Origin of the sequence: Bacillus sp. FJAT-45350 (genome assembly GCF_002335805.1) — a bacterium.
In the GTDB taxonomy this organism is placed as follows: Bacteria; Bacillota; Bacilli; order Bacillales; family NISU01; genus FJAT-45350.
The window spans coordinates 3,037,340-3,051,954 of the sequence record NZ_NISU01000001.1; the positions used below are offsets into that span (position 1 = coordinate 3,037,340).

A 14,615-nucleotide genomic window follows, 5' to 3' on the forward strand; every position below is an offset into this window, starting at 1 on the left:
AACTTTTCAGTAATTCAACTATCCTTATTTAATCGAGCACAAATTGCTTTCATACCTTTTATTTTTACTAGGCGATAGCCAGGGGCCACTCTGCTTACGTAGCCCTCGACATATCCCTTAAATAATTGACCTCGATTCTCGTATCCCTCAGTCATCCATACATAACAGTAAGGTATAGTAATCTCATATGGCGGTTTCGTCCGGCTCATTTGCCTTCATCCGAGTTGTTAAAAGGTAAATCATCATCAGAAATATCAATCGTTTTCCCTTCACCTTGGAATGGATCGCTTGTCTGAGCTTGTCCACCAATCATTGCTTTAAGTTCCTCTCCCTCCGTCTGGTTGAAGAGAGATATCATGTCACTAGCTTGTTGCTTTGTTAAATCATTCATGGAGTCAACATTATGCAGTTTCTTTGCTAATGCCTTTACTTGGTCGCTATCTAACCCTTTACGCTTACCTCCACCGTAAATGGCTTTGATTTGAGGATCTGTTACTGCACCTGCCATATTCCCTGAGCTTCCATTATTATTTGAATAGTTACTATTACGGTTATTGTTATACTGTCTTTGCCCCTGAGAAGGATTCTGTTGACCGTTTAAATCCATATCTTCAATATCTTGAGTAAATAACCCTGATGCCCCTGTAGCTTGAAGAGTGGCTCCTACAAGAGCTCTCTTGATAGCCATTTTTTGAAGGGTATTTACTAACATATAAGGGTCTTGATTCTTATAACGCTTTTCCTTACTGTTAGCGGACCCCTCACATTCTGACAAAACCACTTCTACACCATTTTCTAACGTTCTGTGCACGGTAGCTTTGTAATTAAAGTAGAAAAACCCGTTATCCCAGTCCTTCACTTGTTCAACAGCCGTAATGCGGTGCCCTAGACTATAAAATCTAAGTAAATTCTCTGCCCCCGGTTTTAATAACGAGGGCTTAGGTGTACCAGGTACGACACCGTAATCAACATCTTTTACTAGTACTTGTTTTGTAATCTCTTTTAAAGAGCGATATGCTTCTAATGCCTGTTCAGGAGTTACTTGTACTTTTGCAATGTAACTTTGTTGTTCAACCGGTTGTAATGAACTAATTTGCTGTTGTGGTAGACTCATTACTCCACCTCCACTTTAAATGAAATGGTTTCCGGCTTTACCTTCACTCCTGGTACCTCTTGACCGTTCTCATCCACGATAACTTTTACTCCATCACGTTCTATAATTTGTAGTTCTTTCTTAAAGTCGCCCCAATTGGCTTCTTCTTTGATGTATTCTGTTAACCCAGCAGATTTGATATGTTCAAGTAGCTTATGTTTGTCACTAGCTTCTGGTGCTTCTTTAGATGACCTTGCCTTTGACTTCCCGTATGGCGTAGCAATGGTTTTTTGTTTTGGATTCTCTTCTAGTTGCTTTTGGTGATACTCATGAATTAGAAATGTAAAAAAATCCATGCTACCTTGAATACCTTTTAACTCCGATTCCTCCCAAGCAGTTATACGCTCCATCTCTGCTTGTGCTAACTTTTGAATTTCTTTCTTCTGAGCTTCAATTGCTGATATCTTACGGAACGCCCAATTTAACTGATCTAAGCTTTCGATTTTAAATCGTTCCTTTATCTCGCTCGCTTGTTCCTGGTCAGTAAAATCGATTGCTTCAATCTCCTGCATTTCTGCTTGTTGAAGTGGGTTCATTATTAACTTCCTCCCTGTTTCCATTTGATATTTTTAGAGAAATCACATATACTTTTATTAACTAATTTTATTATGTGAATTTCTAAAACCTTATGTGCTGCTAACACATGAGGTTTTTTATTTGTCTTCACTTCGATAAATGACCATAATAGTTGATTCATATTCCAACACTCCCTCTTTCAAGTCCCCAGAAAACGAAGCGGATGCCAACTTAATATCTACTATTTCAAGGTCTCCATTTTCTGTTAGCCATTCATTTACTTCTTCCTGAGAGTAACAAAGCTGAATACGTATACATCCGGCTACTTCTTCATGTGTCATATTGTTTGTTCACCCCCTTAGCGAGTAGGTTCATAGGCTCCCGTTGAGCGCATTAGACTTCACTGGTAGTTTTGCATTGGCTGTTCTACCAAACAGCGCATCAACTTATTGTGGTGCTAGTAGTTTCACCGTTCAGGGCACGACTGCCAAAGGGATAGATAAGGTCGAGAATATTTGATAGGGGGATTCTCTAATTTGTCGTGCCCTCAACATCAAAACTACTTTTTTAATATCTTGTGCAGCTGCACCGTTCGAACCGTGACTATCTAGGAGGAGGGGTGTTTCAACTCCTTTTTGATAATTTGTCACGGTCCGAACGGCAGAGCTGAGTAAGCTCTTGCCTTAGGATGGATGGAGATGTTACAATACTTCTAGATAACGATTGCTCTTTTTTGAGCTTCAGCATCAACTGGTGAGACAGTTGGTGTATTTTTTTTGACTTTAGGTCCATATGTTTTTTGAAATGCTATCCTCTTCATATCAATTGAAATAGCTAAGTTATACATTATTTTTCTTTCTACTCTTTTGATTTGAGAACCATATTTTTTATGAAGTGTATAGCCTTTATGTCTAAGTGCTCTAGATATGTGTTTCATACCTTGTCCATCCAGTTCTACCTTTTCTCTATGTTTAAGCACTTTGATGTAATCAAGCTCTAACTGCCTTCTTTTACCTTCTTCGTTTAAGTAAAACAGCTCCCGTAAGTAAAATCTCATTGAATCAATAATCAGTTCTACTTCTGCTCTATTTAATCTTTTAAGTGGTTTTGCTTTCATAGCACTGTACTCCCCTCTATTACATAAGTTACGGTAAATCCATCTTTCGCAATCTCTTTTGCTTGCCTTTCTAACTGTCTAACCTTTCGTTCGTGGTGTACTCTCTTAGCCTCCAAATCTTTTAGTTCTCGTATTGCCTTATGTGCCTCAGATTCATATTGGTCAGCCCTGTAATACTCCTTATCGAGGGTACAAGCTAATGCTGTGGACCTCATATGGATAACATGTTTGTGTAACCTATTAGCTAAAGCTTTGTCTGAATTTAGAACGTAAAACTCATTACCATTTGCCATACTACAAACCCTCCTAAAATATGCATAAGTCCTTGTGCAACAGTTGCTACATCCACGTTACAAAAGAAGGCAATAATCATATCTTTAGCACATGTTGTCTCTGCCCATTGCTTGACAGTATATATATCCGGTATCTTCTGATTTCTTTCTAATTTACTAACTGTGCTCTGAGTTGTATTTAACTCGTAAGCAAGTTCCTCTTGGCTATACCCCGCCTTTTTCCTCATAGCTTTTAAAACGCCACCGAATTCCAATCTCCTCTCACCTCCTTTATGAAATATTCCAATTCGGAATATTACTCCAAAATCGAATAGAGGCAGTATTTCCTAATAGTTAAAATATAGATAAACACCCACTAACCAATGACCCTATAAGGATGTTTTAAACTTATTCCATCAGTGTTCTTATTAACCCATTCAAAGAACTTTTTCGTGGGTACCCTAGGATGACCTAACTCCCTAATAACGGGGAAGTCTGCTCGATTGAAAAGTTCATTACACTTGGTTGGCCCAATATCAACTAACTCCATGAATTGCTGACGAGTCATTAACGGTGGTAACTGCTTTTCTTGTAACTCATGAAGCAGAAGCGGAAAAAGCTGCTTTGTTATTTCACTAACAATCATCTTTACTTCGTCTTCGGTAAACGTTGTGATCGGCATCTTAGATTTCACCTCCTAAAATCATGTATTTAGTTCGCTCACCCTAACTATCATTATAAAAAAATGAGTTTTTCCAATTTTGATTTCGCCAGTTTTCTTGATTACTAAAAAGTGAGGTAGTTTAATATAATTCTTGTTTTTTCATTTCTTGAAGTTTCATGCAGTTATTCTTAATAACTGGTTATTGGAAATTTTTCAAACTATCCTTGTCAAGCGTTTTTTTATAAATCAGGGAATAGAATTTCAAAAGGAAGGTGAAATTCTTCCTCTAATGCTAGAGCTACTTCGAAACTTGGTTTGATTCGCCCGTTTTCTAAGGCTGAGATATACGCTGTAGAGAAGCCTACTAGTTTTCCTAGTTCGCTTTGCTTCAATTTCCTTTTTTTTCGCTCAAAGATTAATCGTTCACGTCTTGCACCTTTAACATTGGCAAATTCGTGACACGGAGTTTTTACTTTCTTTTTTCGCCTTTTCTTAAGTGCAGGCATCTTTGTTTTCACCTCCTAGTTAATCTAAACCCATTTTCTCTAGCCAATCGGTAAGTTCTTGTGCTGCTGACTCCTTGGTGTACGTCTCATCATTTAGCAACTGATAAGCTACATGTAGAACGAAATACCTTACTGTAGCTTCGAAAAGTTCGTTGTACATTTTCAAGTCATTCATGTTGTCAGCTCCTTTTAGGCTGGTGTTTTAGGTTTTTTGTTGTTTGCATGTAACGGTTTGTCTAAAAAAATATAATCATTAAAATTGATTTGGTGGTGGTTACAGTAAATCATAAACTTGCCTAAGAACTTCGGACCGGCATTACTATCTGTGTTCATTACTCTATGAAGTTGGGCTACATCAACACCTAACTGACGGGCAAATTCTCTATAGTTTCCTCCAGACATTTTTTTCATTAGCTTTCTAGTTTTTTCTTTATTTAGGTACAAGGTTATTCACTCCTTTCTGTTACATGCAATCAATGTTGTTTACAGTTAATACTTTATCACCTTCATTACATCCAGTCAACACTTTTTACTATTTTTTTCTTATCGGTGTTGATTGTGGTCAATGATACTGATTATACTTGGATTAATCAAAGCTTGGGGGAGTAATTACAATGAGTAAGTTTAACAAAGAATTATTTGCTGAGCTCCTAAAAAAAGCACAGGGTAAGCGCTCTTTAAACAATTACGCTAGACAATCCGGGGTTACTTCAGCACATATATCACGGTTGCTCAGATGTTTGTTAGATACTGCACCTAATCCATCTACAATTAAGAAACTAGCTAACGCTGCACAAAACGATATTTCTTATACAGATTTAATGGAAGCCGCTGGTTATATTGATGAAGTTCATGATACGAATTCTAGTCCAGTAATATCAGTTGCCGGGAAAAATTTGGACTTATCAGACGAAGAGTTGCAAATATTAAAGGAAATCAAGAAACACCCTATTATGTTTAACGACCTCTCTACTGACCCCGAAAAGAAAGTGAAGCAACTTATAAAAATATGGAAATTAGCAAAAGCAATGGAAGATGATACAGATGAAGAAGTATTAGATGACTAGGATGATGATGTGATGAAGATGAAAAATTTTATGCTTGAACATCCACTTTATGACAATGCATATAAATTAGCAAAGCAAGTACACTCTAACTTTAATTTCAACGCTCCTTATCAAATTGATATTGAATACATATGTAGTAGATACGGTATGAGTATTAAAGAACTTCCCCCGTCAGAAGTCTCCACAGGCTTATCTATAGCCTCTAAAAATAATCGAAAGGGAACAATTTTCATTAATAGAGAACTAGTTGGAAAACGCCGTAAGGAAATTCTCGCTGAAGAGTTTTGCCATATATACTCTCAGCATACTAATCAATTGTCAGCCGATAGTGGTTATATAGATAAGTTAGAAGAGTATGCAAGGCGTATGTCAGCTCATCTATTAATACCTGACTGCATGCTTTCAAATGTTGAAGTATATGAAGGTGGAGAGGATTATATCATTGTTTCCGAAATAGCCGACCACTTTGATGTTACTGAAGAATTTGCTCATTATAGGCTTACACTCGAGTTTCAACGCGGACTATTATTTAGCCTATCTCCAGAATTTACGCTATTGCCTATTAAACTACTTTATAAAGAGCGTATCGAAGAATTAGATGCTATGCCTATAAATCATGATAAGTATGAAGAACTTGAACATGTATTTATAAAGTATTAATTTCATAGATAAAGGTTTACAAATAACCACTACAGGCGACGCATTATAAAAAGTCGTTTTTATTTTAATTACATATGCAAAATTATCTATTTTTGTATATGTTTTATATAAAAATTAATATATTAGGGGGAAATTATGAAAAAATTTTTATTAGCATCTTTGCTTTCTGTTATTTTTGTTTCTGGTTGTGGCGATTCTGAGAATGTTACTACTGAAGAAAAGACAGATATTGAAACTACTGACATTTCTAATGAGGTTGAAGCAACAATAGCTGACGAGGTTGAAGTTGCAGAACCTGAAAATACTGGAGACAATACTGAGCCAATTGAAGTAACTAATGAAAAAGCTGAACAAACTAACGGCTCAAGCATTAGTTCTTCAGATTTAATAGACGAGATAAACTTCTTAGCCGATCATGAGAGTCAAGGTGGATTATCAATCACCTCTGAAGGTAAACAATTTATTCAAGATAATTTTAATTATTTTATAGATACCAATAATTTTAAAGAAGAGATTAAGAGTACTGCTAATATAGTTGATGTTAGAGAACTAAATAAGAATGCTAGGCCTTATTTATCTCAACTTCTTTCTTACAGTGGCTATGTTGTAGATATAAAAGAACACCACTATGAAGATGACGGTGTTACACTTACATATGCTTTAATTTCAGATGATAATCTAAATTACTACACATTGTACATGTTTGATTCAGCTGAGGGTATTTATGAAGAAGATTATGTTACTTTTTACGGTCTACCTTTTGGTGGATATTCATTCCCTAACATAAGTGGTGGGCATACTAACTCTCAATTTTTTCTAGCTTCAATAATTGAAAAATAAAAAAGCCCCTTCCTGGGGTTTTCTTTTTAATAATAAATTTAATAAACAAATACATTGGAGTTATTAATTTTGGATAATATCATTAGAGTTGCCATACCTGTAGTAATTGCTCTTATTTCATTAATTCTTTTCAAACCTAATGTCCTTACCTTCATTACTTCAACTAGAAGCGAACGTCTTTTATTAAATAAAGAGTTAAGACAACTATACTACTTTTTAGCGTTTATTAGTGTTTTTATAATTATGCCAGTAATTTTTGTTTATACACAGCATTTTAACCAATCTGGTATCTATGAATTTGCACTCAATAATACTCAGTTCTTAGCAGTATCAATTATTGTTGGGTTCCTTAGCTCACTAGGACTTTATCTCTCTCTAGACTTTTTTTTAGAAAACAAAAAAATCGTTTTATTCAAGGTTATTTTTTTAATAGTGCATATAATTTACTTGTCAATTCTCTGTTTCTTATTTGCTGGGGCACTTATTGAGGTTTTTCATTATACCGAACTTACAGAAGCGATTACAGATGGAGTGTTTTTATTGCTCTTTTATTTTGCTTCGTTACTTCCTCTTTTTGCTCTTTGCAAAAGGCTATTCCACCAAGATATACACGTTATTATTAAACTCTCAAATGGGCAAATCATAAAAAATGCATATTTATTACACCCTACATACGGAAACAGAATTGTCATAGGTGAGTACCCTATTCCAGATATGTGCGAACACTTAATGGTAATACCAAATAAGAAAATAGTACATATACAGTTTTTTATTTCAACTGAAATAAGACCAAAAAGTTTAGTAAAAAAAGAAAAATCTCCTATCATAATTACAAAGAGTAAACATTCAACAAGAAAAAGAATCATAAAAAATAACAAATAGCCTTTTATAGGCTTTTCTTTTTCCTTAACAAGCGAACTAACATTCTATTATATATGTATCACTAGACTAAAATTATGAAAGGGGCAAGTTTATGTATTGCAAGAAAGTAAAAACCAAAAGCGGTGAGTCGCGTTGGGAATGTGTTGCCGATGGTCCTCGTGACCCAGCTACCGGGAAACGAAAACAAATTACAAGACGTGCTAAAACACAAAAAGAAGCTAAGAAGCGCGTTGAAGATGCTCTTCGTTCTCTAGAAGATTACCAAATTGATGAGCAGTTAGGAAAAAAGATTCTCTTTGAAGAAGTTGCAAGAGTGTGGCTAGAAACGTACTCCTTAACAGGCGTGAAACGTAGTACCATTCGTATACGCGAGAAAGAAATTAAAATATTAAACCGTTACATCGCTAAAATACCAATCAGTTTAGTTACACCAGCTAAATATCAAAAACTTATCAACGAGATAGCTCCTCAGTATGCAAGAACGACTGTACAAGGCGTAAACACTACTGCTGTTATGATATTCAAGCATGCTATAAAAGATAAGCTAATTAAGGATAATCCTGCAAATGATGTTGTAATCCCTAAAAAGAGAAAGACAGTAGAAGAAATCGAAAATGATAGTATTGAAGAAAAGTACTTAGAGAGCTTTGAATTAGAAGAATTCTTACAAGCAGTTCGTGCGCATGGTCTTGACCTGGACCTTGAACGTTTTTACCTTCTCGCGTTCTCAGGAATGCGTTCCGGTGAATTATGCGCATTGAAATGGACCGACCTTAACTTTAACACAAATGAAATTAGAATTACTAAAACCCTTTATAACGAAAATAACAATATGAAGACATACGAGCTTACTCCACCAAAAACAGAAGGCTCTATTCGTACAATTGAAATTGAAAAAGAAATTATCGACCTACTCCACTCTCATTACAAAAGACAAACAAAGATGAATATGAAATACCGTCATGAGATTGAAGAATATCATGACAGCAACTTTATCTTTTGTCGGACAAATGGTTATCCTTTTATTCAAAAGACGATCATTCAAAGAATGCAACGTCTCCTAGAAAGGACCAGCATTGAAAAACATGCTACTCCTCATATCTTTCGTCATACACATATTAGTATGCTCACAGAGGCTGGAGTTGACCTTCCTACCATCATGGAACGAGTTGGACATGAGGATATTAAGACAACGATGAAGATTTACACACATGTAACAAATAAAATGAAAAAGGACGCTTCTGATAAAGTGAGAACTTTATACCAAAACGCCCTTTCAGATATAAATTTAAAAATTATGTGAGAAGTATGTGAGGTTTTTCTGAAAAACAACCTCACATCACTCACTAAACCTTGACACATCAGGGTTTATAGAGCATGAATTACATCATGCCGCCCATTCCACCCATGCCGCCCATGCCGCCCATATCAGGCATGCCGCCGCCGCCTTCTTCAGGCTTATCAGCGATTACAGCTTCTGTTGTTAAGAACATAGCAGATACGCTTGCTGCGTGTTGAAGAGCTGAACGAGTAACTTTAGTTGGGTCAACGATACCAGTTTCAACCATGTTTACCCACTCGCCAGTTGCCGCGTTGAATCCACGACCTACTTCTTCGCCTTTTAAGCGCTCAACAATAACTGATCCTTCAAGACCTGCATTGTGTGCGATTTGACGTACTGGCTCTTCAAGAGCGCGAAGAACGATGTTCACACCAGTAGCTTCGTCTCCGTCAGCTTGAACTGCTTGAACTGCTTTGATTACGTTAATTAGAGCAGTACCACCACCAGCTACGATACCTTCTTCAACTGCTGCACGAGTTGAGTTAAGAGCATCTTCAATACGTAGCTTACGTTCTTTCATTTCTGTTTCAGTTGCAGCACCAACTTTAAGAACTGCTACACCACCAGATAATTTTGCAAGACGTTCTTGTAATTTTTCTCTATCGAACTCAGAAGTTGTTTCTTCAACTTGAGCTTTGATTTGGTTAACGCGAGCTGCGATTTTATCAGACTCACCAACACCTTCAACGATTGTTGTGTTTTCTTTTGTAACAACAACTTTAGAAGCGCGTCCTAATTGAGTGATATCAGCTGACTTAAGGTCAAGACCTAAATCTTCAGTGATAACTTCACCACCAGTTAAGATAGCGATATCTTCTAACATTGCTTTACGACGGTCACCGAATCCAGGAGCTTTAACAGCAACTGCATTAAATGTACCACGAAGTTTGTTCACTACTAATGTTGCTAGTGCTTCACCTTCAACATCTTCAGCAATGATTAAGATCGGCTTACCTTGTTGTACTACTTGCTCAAGAACAGGTAATACTTCTTGGATGCTTCCGATTTTCTTGTCAGTGATAAGGATGTAAGGGTTATCTAGAACTGCTTCCATCTTATCAGAGTCAGTTACCATGTATGGAGATGCATATCCACGGTCGAATTGCATACCTTCTACAACTTCTAACTCAGTTGAGAATCCTTTTGATTCTTCGATAGTAATAACGCCATCGTTTCCAACGCGTTCCATCGCTTCAGCAATGATTCTACCTACTTCTTCGTCTGCAGAAGAAATTGAAGCAACCTGTGCGATTGACTCTTTACCTTCAATTGGCTTAGAAATGTTTGCTAACTCAGCAACAGCTGCTTTAGTTGCCTTTTCGATACCTTTGCGAATAACCATAGGGTTTGCACCAGAAGTAACGTTCTTTAAGCCTTCACGAATCATCGCTTGAGCTAGAACCGTTGCAGTAGTTGTTCCGTCCCCAGCAATATCATTAGTTTTGCTAGCAACTTCTGCTACTAATTTAGCACCCATGTTTTCGAATGCATCTTCTAATTCGATTTCTTTTGCAATTGTTACACCGTCATTAGTAATTAACGGAGAACCGAATTTCTTTTCTAATACAACATTACGTCCTTTTGGTCCTAATGTTACTTTAACTGCATCAGCTAACGCGTCTACACCACGTAGCATTGAACGACGAGCTTCTTCACTAAATTTAATATCTTTAGCCATAATATCTCAACCTCCTGGATTTATATATCGTTTACGTATAATTAACCGATGATTGCTAGTACATCAGTTTCGCGCAGAATTAAATATTCTTTACCTTCGAACTTGACTTCTGTTCCAGCATATTTCGAGAAGATTACAGTATCACCATCATTCACTTCAAGAGCTACACGCTCACCATTTTCTGTTACACGGCCAGTTCCAACTGCAACAACTTTACCTTCTTGAGGCTTTTCTTTCGCAGAATCAGGAAGAACAATCCCACTTGCTGTTTTTTCTTCAGTCTCAACTAACTCAATTACAATACGATCACCTAATGGTTTTAACATGGAAAACAACCTCCTTATATTGTGTTAATCAGCCATTTCCTGTTTATGTAAAAGTTATGTAAAGTAGGAAATGATGCTTCAGTTTCTTTGTTAGCACTCAACCGACTCGAGTGCTAACACAATTATTATAATAATCAACTCATTTTCTTTTTGCAAGTCTTTTGAAAGATTTTTTTCAAAAAAAATTACCTTCTATATAATAGCCAAGTAATGCTTGTCTCAAACTACTTTATTCACTTATGTCTTTTATATGATTAAGATATTTCCTTGTATTTATTAACATTCTCAGTAGCTAATCTACATATGGTCTTTCCTTCTGATTTTTTCACGACCTATGTTACAATATATAGATGGATAAAATCTTTACTAGTACATGTACAATCTTTTACATACACTAACACTAATACATAGAAAAAATAGCTCAACGAGACACTTCTACTATATTTATTAAAAAGGGGAATTTATTTTGACAAAACGATATTGGTGGATACTAGTTGTTTATATTCTCACACAATTTTCTGCATTGTTGGGCATACCTCTTCTACATTCCTTAGGTGTACCATTAGAACAGATTCCTGGTTTATGGCTAAGCATTAGTTTTACAATTGGACTTATTATTATTTTAATATTACTGAAGCCTGATATTGTAAATCGTCGTGAAAACCGTAGCAGAGTAAGTAGATCACAAGCAGCCTTCTGGGCAATTATCGGTATTTTTATGGCATTTACTGCACAGTACGTTGCAATTGCAATTGAAATGTACGTACTAGGGATTGAACCCGGGTCAGAGAACACTGAACAAATCGTCCAATATGCTAAAGCTACTCCGATGTTCATCTTTGTCCTTGCGGTAATTGGTCCAATTCTTGAAGAAATTGTGTTCCGTCTTATTATTTTTGGGGCACTCTATAAACGATATAATTTCTGGATTGCAGCTTCAATTAGTTCTTTAATATTTGCTGCTGTTCATTGGGATTTTACTCATATCATAATCTATGCTGCAGTCGGCTTTACATTTGCTTACCTATATGTAAAAACACAACGAATTATTGTACCTATCATTGCTCACGTAGCAGTAAATACATTTGTCGCTATGGTTAACGTTGTATTTGGGGAACGACTCGAAGAACTTCAAAAGCAACTTGAGCAAATACAAGGATTTATCGGAGGATTTCTACTATGAGAACATCACCTACCTTTATGGGTGTCACGTATATTTTGATTGGAATCATGTTCGTCTATTTAGCGATTCAAAATGTCCGAGTAGCTTCTTGGAACTTATGGACATTTCTGTTTATCGCACTTGCTGCCATTGATATTATGGTCGGGGTTCGCTTTTTCAGAATGCGAAAAGCAATTAACGAAAAGAAAAATAAGTAACGTAAAGAGGTTTCTCCCAACTTGTAGGAGAAACCTCTTTTTTTGACTTAATTTTATTTAATCAAACGTTTAATTAAGCTGTTTTTGTTGTTTCTACAGGCTCTTTCTCCTTTTTACCAAGTAAATATCCAGCAGGAACTGCGATTGCCGTTAAGATAGCTACAAGTAAAAATCCTTCATTAATCGCCTGTAGGTTGGCAGCTTCAACCGATAAATCAGTAGCAAACAATGTTGTTCTACGTACTTCATAATAAATAGAGATAAAGACTATTCCTAAAGCAGAGCTCATTTGCCTGAGGACATTGTTCATTGCAGCTCCTCTTGAAACAATCGACTCTGGAATCGCATTCATTCCTGCCGTAGTTGCCGGCATGCTACTTAATCCCATTCCCAATCCACGAAGCGCCATGATGATGAAAATAAAAACTAGTGACGTTTCCATTGTTAAAAAGCTTAAAGCAAAGGTACCTACTGCTGATACGAACAACCCAGTTGTAACAACCCATCTTGCTCCGTATTGATCTAAAATTCTTCCCCCAATGGTCATGGCAATCCCCATTAATAATGCAGAAGGAAGAAAGACTAAGCCTGTCATAATTGCATCATAGCCATACACATTTTGAACTAGGAAAGGAATAAGAAAAATCCCAGAAAAAAGCCCAATTGACGTTATCCCTGCAATTAACACACTATACGTATAAGCTGAAATACGGAAAATTGATAAATCTAATAACGGATATTTTTGTGTTTTTTCTATTTTAAAGAAGATAAATAAACTAATTAGTCCAAGAATAATGATAGTCAAATTAAGTGGCTTCACTAAATGTTCAAGCATCGAAACTCTAGCTAGGGCAAATAATATTAACCCAACACCTATCGTCACTGTAATAAAACCATACTTATCAAATCGTATGTCTTTATTTACTTCTGTCTCTTTTACATAAATAAAAGCAATCAATAAGCCCAGTAATCCGAAGGGAACATTACACCAAAATAAATAATACCAGCTACCCTTCTCTATTATAAAACCACCTAACGTAGGGCCAATTGTTGGCGCCATCATCGCAGCTACACCCCAAATTCCAGTAGCAAGCCCTCTCTCCTTACGTGGAAACGTTTGAAAAATAAGCGCCATCGATAAAGGCATCATAATACCTCCACCAAGCCCCTGTACTCCACGGAAAAAGATTAAAGAAGATAAATTCCACGAAAATGAACCTAATACAGACCCTAGCACAAAGAGAGATAACCCAAACAAGTACACACGTTTCTTGCCAAACTTATCCCCTAAGTAACCTGTAACTGGCATAATCATCCCCATTGTAACCATAAAAATGGTGATAACCCATCCAGTAGACACCGCATCAGAACCAAATACCTTCATCAATTGAGGAACAGCAGGATTCAACATACTATTATTTAAAATCATCGTAAATGAACCGATCAACACCGCTAAGACGACCATCCACTTATCTGGAACTCTTTTCATATCACCACACCATTTCATTTCGAACTTCGAAATATATTCTCTCTTTACTATATCATGTTTTTGGAAAAAGTCATGGCATTTACACTTTATTTTGTTTTCACCTCATTAAACAGGTAAAGGATGTAAAAAGGCAACAATACCTTTTTACACCCTTATTTTTTCTTTGATTAACCTTTAAGCAACTTTTACTTTAGAATGATAGCTTTTCTCTTTTTTACTAATAGATTGTCGTAAATATGGTAACACCCAACGGTCACCACCAAAGCGTCCTGCGTTCGCTCCAGCTGCTAAAATGAACATTGAGAATAGAATCATCCATGGGTTAGTAGAAACAGTTCCAGCAAACATAAAGGCAAAGTTCATCATCACTCCAAAGAATGCGGCTGCACTAGTAAATACACCTAAAATAAGTCCTAAACCAACAAGCACCTCGCCCCACGCTACCATAACGCTAAATAACTCTGCGTTCGGAAGAGCGAATCTCTCTAAGAACGCTACGTAAGTTGGATACACTAATTGTTCCCCTGACATAACAGGATTTGCAATTGAGCCATTCAGGTAACCACCAGCATTGAAGTCTCCCATGACTTTACCTAGTCCAGCAGATAACCACATCCAACCTATATATAATCGTAAGAACGTTAAAATCCCAGCTGCTATTTTATTAGTACGTAAGAATTGTCCAAACATTGTAATTCCTCCTTGTATAATTTTTGTTAGTTT

The 14,615-nt window shown here is 36.4% G+C and carries 22 protein-coding genes; 7 read left to right on the forward strand and 15 right to left on the reverse strand.

Features of this window, described 5'->3' with window-relative positions:
* Positions 1-14: 14 nt before the first annotated feature.
* The 11 genes from CD003_RS15305 to CD003_RS15350 all read right to left on the reverse strand — a co-directional run bounded on the left by CD003_RS15305 (position 15) and on the right by CD003_RS15350 (position 4,672).
* The gene (locus CD003_RS15305) at positions 15-209 is read right to left on the reverse strand and encodes a hypothetical protein (protein ID WP_096201919.1); all 195 of its coding nucleotides are present in this window, start codon (positions 207-209) and stop codon (positions 15-17) included.
* A complete protein-coding gene (locus tag CD003_RS15310) occupies positions 206-1,114 on the reverse strand; it encodes a hypothetical protein (RefSeq protein WP_096201920.1) in 909 nt (302 codons plus the stop codon). The genes CD003_RS15305 and CD003_RS15310 overlap by 4 nt, the downstream gene beginning before the upstream one ends.
* On the reverse strand, positions 1,114-1,689 hold the full coding sequence (locus CD003_RS15315) for a host-nuclease inhibitor Gam family protein (protein ID WP_096201921.1): 576 nt from the start codon (positions 1,687-1,689) through the stop codon (positions 1,114-1,116). The genes CD003_RS15310 and CD003_RS15315 overlap by 1 nt, the downstream gene beginning before the upstream one ends.
* A 117-nt stretch (positions 1,690-1,806) precedes the next feature.
* Positions 1,807-2,010, reverse strand: a complete 204-nt coding sequence (locus CD003_RS15320; RefSeq protein WP_096201922.1) for a hypothetical protein — start codon at positions 2,008-2,010, stop codon at positions 1,807-1,809.
* 371 nt (positions 2,011-2,381) lie between these two features.
* The gene (locus tag CD003_RS15325; RefSeq protein WP_096201923.1) at positions 2,382-2,786 is read right to left on the reverse strand and encodes a hypothetical protein; all 405 of its coding nucleotides are present in this window, start codon (positions 2,784-2,786) and stop codon (positions 2,382-2,384) included.
* Positions 2,783-3,079, reverse strand: a complete 297-nt coding sequence (locus CD003_RS15330; protein ID WP_096201924.1) for a hypothetical protein — start codon at positions 3,077-3,079, stop codon at positions 2,783-2,785. The genes CD003_RS15325 and CD003_RS15330 overlap by 4 nt, the downstream gene beginning before the upstream one ends.
* Complete coding sequence (locus CD003_RS15335; protein WP_257008331.1) at positions 3,049-3,333, reverse strand: helix-turn-helix domain-containing protein; 285 nt, start codon at positions 3,331-3,333, stop codon at positions 3,049-3,051. Before CD003_RS15335 ends, CD003_RS15330 begins: the two co-directional genes overlap by 31 nt.
* Positions 3,334-3,434: 101 nt before the next feature.
* Positions 3,435-3,740, reverse strand: coding sequence for a hypothetical protein (locus CD003_RS15340; RefSeq protein ID WP_096201925.1), 306 nt, complete (start codon positions 3,738-3,740; stop codon positions 3,435-3,437).
* Between the two features lie 221 nt (positions 3,741-3,961).
* Positions 3,962-4,228 carry a helix-turn-helix transcriptional regulator gene (locus CD003_RS15345; protein WP_096201927.1) on the reverse strand — a complete coding sequence of 89 codons (267 nt, stop codon included), beginning with the start codon at positions 4,226-4,228 and terminating at the stop codon, positions 3,962-3,964.
* A gap of 19 nt (positions 4,229-4,247) precedes the next feature.
* Complete coding sequence (locus tag CD003_RS21970) at positions 4,248-4,403, reverse strand: hypothetical protein (protein WP_179295569.1); 156 nt, start codon at positions 4,401-4,403, stop codon at positions 4,248-4,250.
* A 14-nt stretch (positions 4,404-4,417) separates the two neighbouring features.
* A complete protein-coding gene (locus CD003_RS15350) occupies positions 4,418-4,672 on the reverse strand; it encodes a transcriptional regulator (protein WP_096201928.1) in 255 nt (84 codons plus the stop codon).
* Between the two features lie 170 nt (positions 4,673-4,842).
* Between CD003_RS15350 and CD003_RS15355 the strand changes: the two genes are divergently transcribed.
* From CD003_RS15355 to CD003_RS15375, 5 genes are all read left to right on the forward strand, one after another.
* A complete protein-coding gene (locus CD003_RS15355; RefSeq protein ID WP_096201929.1) occupies positions 4,843-5,295 on the forward strand; it encodes a hypothetical protein in 453 nt (150 codons plus the stop codon).
* 12 nt (positions 5,296-5,307) lie between these two features.
* Positions 5,308-5,955: an ImmA/IrrE family metallo-endopeptidase gene (locus CD003_RS15360; RefSeq protein WP_096201930.1), complete on the forward strand. Its 648-nt coding sequence runs from the start codon at positions 5,308-5,310 to the stop codon at positions 5,953-5,955.
* Between the two features lie 135 nt (positions 5,956-6,090).
* On the forward strand, positions 6,091-6,795 hold the full coding sequence (locus tag CD003_RS15365) for a hypothetical protein (RefSeq protein ID WP_096201931.1): 705 nt from the start codon (positions 6,091-6,093) through the stop codon (positions 6,793-6,795).
* Positions 6,796-6,864: 69 nt separating this feature from the next.
* Positions 6,865-7,677, forward strand: coding sequence for a hypothetical protein (locus tag CD003_RS15370; protein WP_096201932.1), 813 nt, complete (start codon positions 6,865-6,867; stop codon positions 7,675-7,677).
* Between the two features lie 91 nt (positions 7,678-7,768).
* A complete protein-coding gene (locus tag CD003_RS15375; RefSeq protein ID WP_096201933.1) occupies positions 7,769-8,980 on the forward strand; it encodes a tyrosine-type recombinase/integrase in 1,212 nt (403 codons plus the stop codon).
* Between the two features lie 79 nt (positions 8,981-9,059).
* Here CD003_RS15375 and groL read toward each other — a convergent pair whose 3' ends face one another.
* Positions 9,060-10,697: a chaperonin GroEL gene (gene groL / locus CD003_RS15380; RefSeq protein WP_096201934.1), complete on the reverse strand. Its 1,638-nt coding sequence runs from the start codon at positions 10,695-10,697 to the stop codon at positions 9,060-9,062.
* 41 nt (positions 10,698-10,738) lie between these two features.
* Positions 10,739-11,023 carry a co-chaperone GroES gene (gene groES, locus CD003_RS15385; RefSeq protein ID WP_096201937.1) on the reverse strand — a complete coding sequence of 95 codons (285 nt, stop codon included), beginning with the start codon at positions 11,021-11,023 and terminating at the stop codon, positions 10,739-10,741.
* Positions 11,024-11,489: 466 nt separating this feature from the next.
* Between groES and CD003_RS15390 the strand changes: the two genes are divergently transcribed.
* Together CD003_RS15390 and CD003_RS15395 are read left to right on the forward strand one after the other, a co-directional pair.
* Complete coding sequence (locus tag CD003_RS15390; protein WP_096201939.1) at positions 11,490-12,206, forward strand: CPBP family intramembrane glutamic endopeptidase; 717 nt, start codon at positions 11,490-11,492, stop codon at positions 12,204-12,206.
* Positions 12,203-12,403, forward strand: coding sequence for a YdiK family protein (locus CD003_RS15395; protein WP_096201940.1), 201 nt, complete (start codon positions 12,203-12,205; stop codon positions 12,401-12,403). The genes CD003_RS15390 and CD003_RS15395 overlap by 4 nt, the downstream gene beginning before the upstream one ends.
* Positions 12,404-12,476: 73 nt before the next feature.
* On the opposite strand, the gene CD003_RS15400 is transcribed toward CD003_RS15395, so the two are convergent.
* On the reverse strand, positions 12,477-13,892 hold the full coding sequence (locus CD003_RS15400; protein WP_096201942.1) for an MDR family MFS transporter: 1,416 nt from the start codon (positions 13,890-13,892) through the stop codon (positions 12,477-12,479).
* Between the two features lie 174 nt (positions 13,893-14,066).
* Complete coding sequence (locus CD003_RS15405) at positions 14,067-14,582, reverse strand: DoxX family protein (protein WP_096201943.1); 516 nt, start codon at positions 14,580-14,582, stop codon at positions 14,067-14,069.
* Positions 14,583-14,615: the final 33 nt, after the last annotated feature.

Coding starts and splice junctions, on each gene's coding strand:
- CD003_RS15305 (WP_096201919.1), bottom strand. CDS start 209: ATGAGCCGGACGAAACCGCCATATGAGATTACTATACCTTACTGTTAT.
- CD003_RS15310 (WP_096201920.1), bottom strand. CDS start 1,114: ATGAGTCTACCACAACAGCAAATTAGTTCATTACAACCGGTTGAACAA.
- CD003_RS15315 (WP_096201921.1), bottom strand. CDS start 1,689: ATGAACCCACTTCAACAAGCAGAAATGCAGGAGATTGAAGCAATCGAT.
- CD003_RS15320 (WP_096201922.1), bottom strand. CDS start 2,010: ATGACACATGAAGAAGTAGCCGGATGTATACGTATTCAGCTTTGTTAC.
- CD003_RS15325 (WP_096201923.1), bottom strand. CDS start 2,786: ATGAAAGCAAAACCACTTAAAAGATTAAATAGAGCAGAAGTAGAACTG.
- CD003_RS15330 (WP_096201924.1), bottom strand. CDS start 3,079: ATGGCAAATGGTAATGAGTTTTACGTTCTAAATTCAGACAAAGCTTTA.
- CD003_RS15340 (WP_096201925.1), bottom strand. CDS start 3,740: ATGCCGATCACAACGTTTACCGAAGACGAAGTAAAGATGATTGTTAGT.
- CD003_RS15345 (WP_096201927.1), bottom strand. CDS start 4,228: ATGCCTGCACTTAAGAAAAGGCGAAAAAAGAAAGTAAAAACTCCGTGT.
- CD003_RS21970 (WP_179295569.1), bottom strand. CDS start 4,403: ATGAATGACTTGAAAATGTACAACGAACTTTTCGAAGCTACAGTAAGG.
- CD003_RS15355 (WP_096201929.1), top strand. CDS start 4,843: ATGAGTAAGTTTAACAAAGAATTATTTGCTGAGCTCCTAAAAAAAGCA.
- CD003_RS15360 (WP_096201930.1), top strand. CDS start 5,308: ATGAAGATGAAAAATTTTATGCTTGAACATCCACTTTATGACAATGCA.
- CD003_RS15365 (WP_096201931.1), top strand. CDS start 6,091: ATGAAAAAATTTTTATTAGCATCTTTGCTTTCTGTTATTTTTGTTTCT.
- CD003_RS15375 (WP_096201933.1), top strand. CDS start 7,769: ATGTATTGCAAGAAAGTAAAAACCAAAAGCGGTGAGTCGCGTTGGGAA.
- groL (WP_096201934.1), bottom strand. CDS start 10,697: ATGGCTAAAGATATTAAATTTAGTGAAGAAGCTCGTCGTTCAATGCTA.
- groES (WP_096201937.1), bottom strand. CDS start 11,023: ATGTTAAAACCATTAGGTGATCGTATTGTAATTGAGTTAGTTGAGACT.
- CD003_RS15395 (WP_096201940.1), top strand. CDS start 12,203: ATGAGAACATCACCTACCTTTATGGGTGTCACGTATATTTTGATTGGA.
- CD003_RS15400 (WP_096201942.1), bottom strand. CDS start 13,892: ATGAAAAGAGTTCCAGATAAGTGGATGGTCGTCTTAGCGGTGTTGATC.
- CD003_RS15405 (WP_096201943.1), bottom strand. CDS start 14,582: ATGTTTGGACAATTCTTACGTACTAATAAAATAGCAGCTGGGATTTTA.